Source organism: Actinospica acidithermotolerans (assembly GCF_018139625.1).
GTDB lineage: Bacteria > Actinomycetota > Actinomycetes > Streptomycetales > Catenulisporaceae > Actinospica > Actinospica acidithermotolerans.
Map to the genome: position 1 here is coordinate 22042 of NZ_JAGSOH010000084.1, position 10380 is coordinate 32421.

Below are 10380 nucleotides of genomic sequence, written 5' to 3' on the forward strand. Positions count from 1 at the left end.
TAGCAGTTACTCGACGACGAGCTCGACCGGGATGTTGCCGCGGGTCGCGTTGGAGTAGGGGCAGACCTGGTGCGCGGCCTCGACGAGCTTGTGGCCGGTCTCGTTCTGCAGCTCGTCAGGGAGCTCGACGCGGAGCACGACGGAGAGCGCGAAGCCCTCGCCGGCCTTGTTGAGGCTGACCTCGGCGGTCACCGACGCCTCGCCGGTGTCGATCTTCTGGCTGCGGCCGACGACGCCGAGGGCGCTGGCGAAGCAGGCCGCGTAGCCGGCGGCGAAGAGCTGCTCGGGGTTGGTGCCCTTGCCGTTGCCGCCGAGGGACTCCGGGAAGGCGAGCGTCAGATCCAGCTGGCCGTCCGAGCTCACGGCCCGACCCTCGCGACCGTTCGCCGTGGCCGCCGCGGTGTACAGAGCGCTCATTTTCTCGTTCCCTCCACAAGATCCGATGCGGCTCGCGCCGCCTTCGGGATTCATCCTGGCACACGATTCAGTTGTGCGCAACTGAACAGCGTGCGACTGAGGTATCCTGGAAACGTGAACACAGCGCATACCTCACCCGCCGAAGTCGCGCTCGAGCAGGCGATGCGTCTCGACGCACAGCTGTGCTTCGCGGTGCACGCCGCGTCGCGCGCCTTCGACAGCGTCTACCGCGTCACCCTGCGCGAGGCCGGGCTGACGTATCCGCAGTACCTCGTGCTGCTCGTGCTCTGGGAGCACGGCGAGCTCAGCGTGAAGGAGCTCGGGCAGCGGCTGCGTCTGGATTCGGGCACGCTCTCCCCGCTGCTCAAGCGGATGGAGACGGCCGGCTGGGTCGAGCGTCGGCGGGATCGGGCCGACGAGCGCTCGGTCGTGGTCCGGCCGACGGAAGAGGGCCTCGGGCTGCGCGAGCGCGTCTGCATCGTGCCCGAGCACACGGTCGAGTCGACCGGGATGAGCATCGCCGAGATGGGCGAGCTGCGGGACCGTCTCAAGGAACTGACCGACTCCCTCGACGCCGCCGTGGTAAGACTGTCGGGCACGGGGGCGCGGGCGTAGCAGAGTCGGCGGACTCGTCTTCGTTCGGCAGGTCCGTCCGGGCGTCGCTGCGCACGGCCAGATCGCGGCAGGCGGGATCGACGGCGCGCAGTACGATCGCGGGTCACGTGATCGGGGGCGCACGGCCCGATCGCGGCTGGTCTGATCGGCGGCGCGCGGGCGCGGGTCATGTGATCGGCAGCGCACGATCGCGGCTGGCGTGATCGGCGGCGCACGGGCGCGGCCGGGTCGTGTGAGCGGCGGCGCACGGGTCGATCGCAGGTCGCGTGATCGGCGGCGCCGATCGCGGGTGACGTGATCGGCACAGCACGATCGCGGCTGGCGTGATCGGCGGCGCACGGGCCGATCGAAGGTCGCGTCATCGGCGGCGCACGGGCCGATCGCGGGTGGCGTGCCGCACGAGGCGAAGTGCCGTGGCGTGCCGCACGACGCACCAGGCGTGATGCCGCGCCCGCTCACGCGATCGGGTGTGACGCGTCCCCGCGCGGCATACGGGACTCGCTGTCGGGGGGATCGGATCAACGTGCTGGAAAACACCGCGTCACGGGAACTGGCCGCCGGGGACTCGATCGGCGGCCGCCAACTGCGGGTCCTTTGGTCCGCGTACGCGATCAGCAGCCTCGGCAGCGCCGTCAGCATGGGCGCGATCCCGCTGATCGCCGTGTTGCGGCTCGGCGAGTCGGCGGGCGCGGTCTCGCTCATGACGGCGTTCGCGTTCGCGGCCACGGCCGTGATCGCGCTGCCGCTCGCGCCCTTCGTCGAACAGCAGCCGAAGCAGCGCGTGCTGCGGGTGACCGAGGCGCTGAGCTTCGCCGCGCTCTGCTCCGTCATCGCGGCGTTCGCGGTCGGCGGACTGAGCTACGTGCAGCTCTGCGTCGTCCTGATGGTCGTCACCGTCTGCTCGATCCTCTACAACTCGGCGCTGACCTCGCTGCTCAAGCAGGCGATCGCCGAGCATCGCCAACTCGGCGTCAACGCCAGGCTCTCCACAGTGGACTGGACGACGTCCACCGTCGGTCCGGCGATCGGCGGCCTGCTGATCACGGTCGTCGGCGTCGTCAGCTCGACGACCGTGGACGCGCTCAGCTTCGCGGTCGCGGCAGTCCTGCTGTCGAGCCGCTTCGTAGGCGGGCAGGGCGCGGTCGAGACGCCTGCCTCCGCCGACGGCGCTCCCCGGGAGAAGCTGTTGCGCCGCGTCGCCGCAGGGCTTCGGCACACCTTCGCGCACCGCACGCTGCGCGGTCTCTATATCAACGCAATGGTCTTCGCCGGAGCGATCCGGATGACGTCCCCGCTGCTCGCCGTCCTCATGCTCGACGACCTGCACCTGTCGGCGTTCGAATACGGCATCGCGCTCGGTGCCCCCTGCGCCGCCGGGCTGCTCGGCTCAGTCGTCGCGCAGCGGGTCACGCGGCGCTTCGGAACGCACCGCGTACTCGCGGTCGTCGGCGCGTTGCGCGGCCCCTGCCTGCTGCCGCTCGCGTTCGCACCCGTCGGTATCCCGGGCCTGCTCACCATCGTCGGCGCGGAGTCGCTGCTGCTGTTCCTCGCGGGCGTGTTCAACCCTGTGATGACCTCGTATCGGATGCGCGAGACGCCGGCCGACCTGATCACGCGGCTGGCCACGGCCTGGTCGGCGAGCAACAAGTCGATCACGCCGCTGTTCATCGCGCTCGGCGGCTGGCTCGCGACACTTCTCGGCGTGCGCGATGCACTACTGATAGCGGGTGTCATCTGCCTGTTGAGCGGGATCTTCCTGCCGTGGCGGCACGCTGATTGAGCAAGGCGCGCTCGGCGGCGTTCGTCGCGAGCTCGGCGGCGCGCGCGAATTCGGCCTCGGCCTCCGCATGACGGCCGAGGCGGGTGAGCAGGTCGGCGCGGACGGCGGGCAGCAGGTGGTAGTTCGGCAGCGCGTCGGCGGCGACGAGTTGGTCGACGAGCGAGAGACCTGCGGCAGGCCCTTCGGCCATCGCGACCGCGACGGCACGGTTCAGGGCGACGACGGGTGTCGGGACCAGCGCGGCAAGCGCGCCGTAGAGCCGGGCGATGGTCGGCCAGTCGGTCTCCTCGGGTGTCAGGGCACGCGCGTGGCTCGCGGCGATCGCCGCTTGGAGCGCGTACGGACCGGACGGGCGGCCCGCGGCGGTCGACAGGCTCTCGGCCGTGGCCAGCGCGGCGAAGCCTCGGCGGATGAACAGCTGGTTCCAGCGGCCGCGATCCTGATCGCTCAGCAGCACGACGCGGCCGTCCGCCGAGGTCCGCGAGGCGAGGCGGGAGGACTGGATCTCCAGCAGCGCCGCGAGTCCGTGGACCTCGGGCTCCCTGGGCATCAGCGTGCTGAGTACGCGGGCGAGTCGGACCGCCTCGTCGCACAGCGCGGGACGGGTCCAGTCGTTCCCGGCGGTGGCCGCGTATCCCTCGTTGAAGATCAGGTAGATGACCTCGAGGACGGATGCCAGGCGCTCGGCGAGCTCCGGACCCTCGGGGACCTCGAACGGCACCTTCTTCTCGGCCAGCGTTCGCTTGGCGCGCACGATGCGCTGCGCGATCGTCGGCTCGGGTACGAGATAGGCGCGGGCGATCTCGGCGGTGGTGAGGCCGCCGAGCAGTTTCAGGGTGAGCGCCACGCGCGCCGGGGCGGGGAGCACGGGGTGGCATGCGGTGAAGACGAGGCGCAGCAGGTCGTCCTCGATGTCGGGCTCGTCGAGGGCCGCCTCGGGACCCGGCGCGGCGGACGACGCGCCGGAGCCGCCCGACTCCAGGTCACGGCCGATCAGCTGCAGTTTTCTTGCGTAGGTCTGATCGCGGCGGATGAGATCGACGGCGCGGCGCCTCGCCACGGTCATCAACCATGCGCCGGGATTGCGCGGCACGCCGTCGGCCGGCCACTGCTCCAGCGCGGCGACGAGCGCATCCTGGGCCAGGTCCTCCGCGAGGCCGAGGTCGCCACCGACCAAACGGGTGAGTCCGGCGATCAGCCGCGGCGCCTCGATCCGCCAAACGGCGGAAACCGCCACGTCGGCCGCGGTGGCGGGAGCCACTGACGCCGCGCCTGGGGCGGTGCCCGCGCCGGCGACCGCGCCCAGCTGTCCGTCGCCCGATTCGTCCACGTCGCCATCTCAGCAGGACGGGGACGGCCGCGCAAAGCGGCCGCCCCCACTCGTCACGCTCTCGTCGCGCTCCGCGGCAGCCACCGTCTCCGGGAGCGCCGACTCACTAGGGTCCGAAGACCCCGCGCACCCCCCGGGAACGCCGACTCACGCAGGTCCGCATGCCCGCGCGCCCTCGGGGAACGCCGGCTCACTCGGGTCCGAAGACCCGCGCACCCCCGGGAACGCAGACCCCGCGCACCCTCCGGGAACGCCGGCTCACTCGGGTCCGAAGACCCCGCGCACCTCGGCGACGATCTCCCACTCGTCGCCGTGGATCTCCAGGAAGCGCTTGGCCCACTCGGCGGCCTCCTCCTGGGTCGCCACCTGCAGCAGCGCGTAGCCGCCGATGAACTCCCTGGCCTCGGTGTACGGGCCGTCGACCGTCGTGACCTTGCCCGCGGACAGCTGCAGCACGCTCGCCTCCTCGGCCGGGCCGAGGCCCGCCGTGTCGAGCAGCACGCCGGCCTTGGTCATCTCCGAGATCAGCGCGCCCATGTCGGCCATCAGCTGCTCGCTCGGGCCGCCGGCCGGCGCCTTCGCCAGGTCCGGCCTGATCAGCACGATGTAACGCATCGTCGTCGTCCTTCCGTTCGGTGTCGGCGCGGACCGGGGCCGTTCTCCCCCGCCCGCACCCAGGCGTCGATCGGCGGACGCCGGTTTCGACACCGTCGGCCGAGAATTCTCAGAACTGCCGAGAAATCTCAGAACTTGAGCGCCTCGGGGATGACCTGGTCTCCGAGGATCTCCAGCGGCCGGATCGTCTCGACGTTCGGGACGTAGCCGTGCACGTGCGTGATGCCGAGCGCCGCGAGCCCGCGCAGCTGCTCGAGCAGCTCGTCCACCTTCTCGCCGTCCTTGCCCGGGTCGATCGGGCCCATGACGGTCTTCTGGATCTCGTCGTAGTCGCGGCCCACGGCGGCGCAGTGCTCGCGCAGCACCTCGAGCTTGTGCGGCAGGTCGGCGTTGCCGAACAGGTTGCAGGCCTGCGCGTACTTCGCGACGAGGCGCAGCGTCTTCTTCTCGCCGCCGCCGCCGATCAGGATCGGCGGGTGCGGGCGGGAGAGCGGCTGCGGCACGTTGAGCGTGCGCTCCAGCTGGTAGTGCGTGCCCTGATACGGCGCGTCGGACTCGCTCCACATCTGCAGGCAGATCTGCAGCGCCTCCTCGAGCCGCTCGAAGCGCTCCTTCGTGCTCGGGAACGGCAGGCCGAGGCCGCGCGCCTCCGGCTCGTTCCACGCGGCGCCGATGCCGAGCCAGGCGCGGCCCTCGGAGAGCACGTCGAGGGTGCTGACTGCCTTGGCGAGCAGGCCGGGCTCGCGGTAGACGACGGCGGTGACCCAGGCGAGCAGCTCGATCTTCCTGGTCCGCGCGGCCAGGTAGCCGAGCGTGGTGTACGCCTCGAGCATGTCGTTCTCGGGCGGGCCGACGTTGGCGATCTGCCAGACGTGGTCCATCACGCTGAGCTTGGCCATGCCCGCGTCCTCCGCGGCCACGGCGATCCTGGTGAGGTCCTGCGCGATCCGCTGCGGTCCTTCGGGCCAGGTGAAATTGGGTACGTGCAAGCCGAGTTCCACGAGATTCCCTCCTGGGGAGAGTGGTGTGCGGCGGGGCGGACCCCGCCGTGATCGAGCCTATCCGACGGCCCGTCACGTGGCGCGGGATGGCGCGCACGGATGGATCTCGGCCGAGCGGGTAACCGGAGAGACATGTTCTCCGTCGTGACCTTCGTCCTGATAGGTGCTGTCGTGCTCGCGGGGTTCGGTCTGGGCTGGTGCGCGCGCCAGCGGATCGCCCCGCGCTACGTCCGGCGTGCCGATGCGCGCCGCTTCGCCAGGGAGTTCGCCGAGCTCGTCGAGGGTACGGAGCTCGACCTGACCGCGCTGCGCGGTCCGGGGCACGACGCGCACGACGGTTCCGCGTCGGAGGCGGCGACGGTTTCGGAGGGGCCGGCGCGATCGGCACGGTCGGCGATGTCGGCGCACGCCGGGCCGGCGGCCGTGGAGGCCGTCTACGCCGCGTTCGCCGAGCCGACGGACGACGCCGCGCTGCTCGACCCGAAGCCGCTGAGCCTCGCGGATCAGGACTACTACGCGGCGAGCTGGCAGAACGTGCGGGGCGAGTTCGCCGCCTCGCCCGCCTCGGGGCTGCTGCTGGCCTCGCACCTGACGGCGAATCTGCTGCTCAACCGCGGCCTGCTGCCGGTCGACACGGCACGGCCGACCGTGCTGCCCGAGTCCTGGACCTTCCCGTCCGCGAAGGCGTACCGGGAGGCGCTGCGTATCAGTGCCCGGACGGACGAGGAGCGGGTGCCGGCGGACGAGCTGAGCCGGGCCCTGCAGCAGTTCTCTGACTTCTACTTCGAGATGCTGACGCTGGCCGCCGTGCCTGACCGACCTCTCGGCTAATGTGCCTGACCGACCTCTCGGCTAACGTGCCTGAGCGACCTCTCGCTAAGATGCGGAACCCGCACCATACTGTGCCGCATCGACGAGAGCGACCCACGACGTGCCCCGTAGACTCCACCTCACCTCCGCGTTCCTCCTGACGCTCTCCGGCGCCGCGCTGCTGCCCGCGCAGTCCGCCGAGGCGGCCGGGGCGACGGATGTCACGGCCGCGGTGCTCGCGGGCTCGAACGTGACGCTGTCCGGCCCGTCGATCATCGACCTGCCCTCCGGCACGACCACGTACAACGGCGTCTTCTCCGGAATGGGAACGCTAACAATCGCCGGCTCCGGAACGCTCGTGCTCACCAAGGACAGCGACTTCACCCTGCCGAGCGCCGACCGGCGGCAGAGCGTGACCACCAGCGGCGGGAACTGGCCGTACCCGATCGTCTCGAACCCGGATCAGCCCGCTGTGATCGTCGAGCGCGGCGCCACGCTGCAGTACGGCACGGGCGGCCAGGCCGGGATCATCGGCGACTACCCCTACACCTCGATCAGCGGCCTGATGCTCAACCACGACAACATCGAGGTCGACGGCACGCTCGATCTGGACATCTCCGGCCGCGAGTTCAACCTCGGCACGATCACCGGGTCCGGCACGATCTCGCAGCCCAAGAACATGTGGGGCACCCTGGATCTCGCCGACGACATCCCGTTCGCCGGCACGATCGCGGACGGCACCGGCTTCAACTTCGGCAGTGCGGCCTTCCGCCTCTCGCTCCCGTCCGCCGCGTCCGTGCACAACGACGGCTCGGCGATCATCAGTGCCCGCAATTACACGCTCACGCTGCCCGAGGACTTCTACGAGGACCAGTACGGCAGCGATATCAACTTCCACACCTGGCAGGCCGGCCTAATAGAGATGACCGGCGTAGACCACTACATCGACACATCGCTCGACACCGCGAGCATCGCGCACACCTCGAACTTCCGCGGCATCAACATCGAGGGCGCGAACGTCCAGTGGGGCGATGGGACCACCGATCGGTTCTTCCTGCCCGCCACGCCGTCGGACTCCTACATCAACATCCACAAGAACGGCTCGCTCACCTTCGACTACGACGGCCCGGTCACCCTCGACACCCCGATCTCCGGCGGCGTCTACCACGCCTCGCTCAGCACTCCCGCGAATGCCTCCATCGCCCTCGCGCCCACCAGCGGCAATGCCGTGACCTTCGCGGTCCCGATGAACTACCACGGCGACACCACCATCGGACGCGGTGCGACACTCCTGCTCGGCACCGGCACGGCAGGCGGCGACAGCAGCCTGCTGACCAGTGCCTCCAACGACCACATCACCGACAACGGCACGCTGACGGTCCGCAACACCTCGACGGCAATCACGTTGGCGAACATCAGCGGCTCCGGCGGCCTCACCCAATCCGGCCTGGCGACGACGACCCTGTCCCGCACGACGGACTACACCGGGCCGACGACGATCAGTTCGGGCACGCTCGCAGTCGGCCCAGGCGCATCAGGGATCGGATCCAGCAGCGGCGTCAGCCTGACCGGTACGCGCGCGGTACTCGAGATAGCGGCGGCGGGGCAGAGCGTGAAGCAACTGTCCGGCGTCGCAGGTAGCACGGTCGCGTTGGGCGGCAACACCCTGAGCATCGGCACGTCGGGCGCGACGACGTACGCGGGATCGATCACCGGCACCTCGGGGGGCGTGACGACGACCGGCAGCGGGACACTCACGCTGACCGGACACGCGAGCACACCGACCGGAACCTGGCACGTGCAGCAGGGGACGCTGGCGATCGGGGCGTCCGGATCGCTCAGCATCGGCTCGCTGATCCAGTCGGCGGGGAGCACGCTGGCGATCGCGGCAGGCACGTCCACGCCGGTGACCGTTGCGGGCGCGATCCAGCTCGGCGGATCGCTCAAGGTCACCTCGCTCCCGCCGGTCGCGACGGGCGGGAAGATCGTGCTCATCCACGAAACCGGAACGCAAGCGGTCTCCGGCGCTTTCACCGGCCTGCCGCAAGGAGCCAAACTGCTGGTCGAGGGCCATCAGTACACGATCGACTACGCGGGCGGATCAGGTCACGACGTCGTTCTCGCCGCCGGGGCGGCCGCGTCGCCGTCCACAGCCGGTGGATCGTCTTCGGGCGTGAACGCGGCAGACAGCGGCGGCGGTACGAGCGGATCGGGCGGAAGCTCGGTGTTCGAGTTCGTAGGTGCCGTGGTCGCGGCGGCTGCGGTGGCCCTCGGCGGGTGGCTGTTCTTCAAGCGCGGCAAGAATCAGGCGCGACGCGGATCGCGGAGGCGCCGGGAGCGGCGTCCCCGCGACCCGCGTCAGGTGTGATGCGGGGTCAGGAAAGGGTCAAGACAGGGTCAGGACAGGCTCAGCGTCCAGTCCTGGTTGGAGCCGCCGTTGCTGGGCCACTGGTCGATGGCCGAGCCCTCGGTCGTCGAGTTGCTCTCGTCCTCGGCCGTGTAGCCGCTGATCAGGCTCGTCACCTGGTATACGGCGTCCCCCGAGGTCGAGTACGAACCGACCGGATCCAGCGCCCATTCCTGGTTGGTGCCTCCGTTGCACGTGTACTGATCGAGCTGCACGCCTTCGGTGGTGGACGAACCCGGCACGTCCAGGCATAGGCCGCTATTCACGCTGACGAGCGTGAAGACGTCGCCGGTGCCAGGCACCTGCTTGAGCGTCCACTTCTGGTTCGCGCCGCTGTTGGCCGGCCACTGGATGATCTTGCCGCCATTGGAGGTCGAGGCTCCACTGACGTCCATCACGTAGGAACTCTTGCCGTTCTTCAGGACGTAGGTGTCCCCTGACGCCGGGTTCGAGGATTCCGAGGTCGCGAGTCCCGTCGTCACGTCGAGGGACCAGGAGTTCTGCCAGCCGACGTTCATCGTCGTGCCGGAAAGGGTGAGGGGCAGCCAGATCAGCGGGGAGTCGCCGAGGTCGGACGTGGTCCACCGGTCGCCGGCGTAGATGTACGTCGTGCCGGAGCTGCCCGAGACCGGGATGATGTTGGCGACCTGCGTGTTGTAGGTCTCCGTGCCGACGGGCGCGAAGTTCGCGAACGAGGTCCAGCCGCTGGAGAGCGAGGTGGAGCTCGCGTACACGTCGTCGTTGGTGGACCAGCCGGTCAGGTGCGAGGCCATGATGTAGTAGCGGCCGTTCGCCTTGACCATCGCAGGAGCCTCGTAGTCGGCGAACAGCGCGACGCTGCCGCCGTTCGAGGAGCCGGCGCTCACCACACTGAGGTAGTCCGAGGACAGCTCGTCGATGCGCAGGCCGTTCGCGCGGTCCTCGGTGAGCAGGTAGGCCGTGCCGTCGGTGTCCTGGAACAGGCCGATGTCGCGGCTCTGGAAGCCGAGCGGCTGCGAGGAGCCGAGGTAGGTGTACGCACCGCAGGGCGTGGAGCTCTCGGCGACGCCGACCTTGGCCTCCGAGTAGCTCGTGTTGTCGATGTGCATCCACATGACGTACTTGCCGGTGGACGAGTTGTAGATGACCTTCGGCCGCTCGACGATGCGGCTCGGGCCCAGGTCGCCGCTGGACTGCTCGCTCAGCGCGTCGCCCTGGAAGGTCCAGTGCTGCAGGTCGGTCGAGCTGTAGCAGGGGATTGCCTGGAACGAGGTGTTCGACGAGGTCTCCCCCGCCTTGTCCTCGCCGTACGCGTACCAGGTGCTGCCGACCTTGAGGATGCCCAGGCCGTGCGTCTGCAGCGGGCTGCCTGAGGTGTCGTCCCAGGCGGCGCTGGGGGTGAAGGTGGACGAGGTGTCCGCGTGGG

9 protein-coding genes are annotated in these 10380 nt (G+C 70.0%); 4 read left to right on the forward strand and 5 right to left on the reverse strand.

Annotated features, from left to right (window positions below; all coding sequences use genetic code 11):
- Nucleotides 1-6: 6 nt before the first annotated feature.
- A complete protein-coding gene (locus KDK95_RS24015) occupies nucleotides 7-417 on the reverse strand; it encodes an organic hydroperoxide resistance protein (RefSeq protein ID WP_212520532.1) in 411 nt (136 codons plus the stop codon).
- Nucleotides 418-579: 162 nt separating this feature from the next.
- Here KDK95_RS24015 and KDK95_RS24020 point away from each other — a divergent pair, with 162 nt between their 5' ends.
- Nucleotides 580-1032, forward strand: coding sequence for a MarR family winged helix-turn-helix transcriptional regulator (locus KDK95_RS24020; RefSeq protein WP_212520539.1), 453 nt, complete (start codon nucleotides 580-582; stop codon nucleotides 1030-1032).
- A gap of 523 nt (nucleotides 1033-1555) precedes the next feature.
- Nucleotides 1556-2812 carry an MFS transporter gene (locus KDK95_RS24025; RefSeq protein WP_212520533.1) on the forward strand — a complete coding sequence of 419 codons (1257 nt, stop codon included), beginning with the start codon at nucleotides 1556-1558 and terminating at the stop codon, nucleotides 2810-2812.
- Here KDK95_RS24025 and KDK95_RS24030 read toward each other — a convergent pair.
- From KDK95_RS24030 to KDK95_RS24040, 3 genes are all read right to left on the reverse strand, one after another.
- Entirely contained in the window at nucleotides 2763-4073 is a 1311-nt protein-coding gene (locus tag KDK95_RS24030; RefSeq protein ID WP_212520540.1) for an RNA polymerase sigma factor, read from the reverse strand. The genes KDK95_RS24025 and KDK95_RS24030 overlap by 50 nt on opposite strands.
- Nucleotides 4074-4400: 327 nt before the next feature.
- Nucleotides 4401-4757 carry a YciI family protein gene (locus tag KDK95_RS24035; RefSeq protein WP_212520534.1) on the reverse strand — a complete coding sequence of 119 codons (357 nt, stop codon included), beginning with the start codon at nucleotides 4755-4757 and terminating at the stop codon, nucleotides 4401-4403.
- A gap of 128 nt (nucleotides 4758-4885) precedes the next feature.
- Nucleotides 4886-5758 (reverse strand): LLM class F420-dependent oxidoreductase, encoded by an 873-nt coding sequence (locus KDK95_RS24040; RefSeq protein WP_212520535.1) that lies wholly within the window; start codon nucleotides 5756-5758, stop codon nucleotides 4886-4888.
- Nucleotides 5759-5890: 132 nt separating this feature from the next.
- Between KDK95_RS24040 and KDK95_RS24045 the strand changes: the two genes are divergently transcribed.
- Nucleotides 5891-6589 (forward strand): hypothetical protein, encoded by a 699-nt coding sequence (locus tag KDK95_RS24045; RefSeq protein WP_212520536.1) that lies wholly within the window; start codon nucleotides 5891-5893, stop codon nucleotides 6587-6589.
- Between the two features lie 100 nt (nucleotides 6590-6689).
- Complete coding sequence (locus KDK95_RS37845; RefSeq protein WP_212520537.1) at nucleotides 6690-8936, forward strand: autotransporter-associated beta strand repeat-containing protein; 2247 nt, start codon at nucleotides 6690-6692, stop codon at nucleotides 8934-8936.
- Between the two features lie 29 nt (nucleotides 8937-8965).
- On the opposite strand, the gene KDK95_RS24055 is transcribed toward KDK95_RS37845, so the two are convergent.
- The coding region (locus KDK95_RS24055) for an RICIN domain-containing protein (protein ID WP_212520538.1) at nucleotides 8966-10380 on the reverse strand (1415 nt) is incomplete at its 5' end.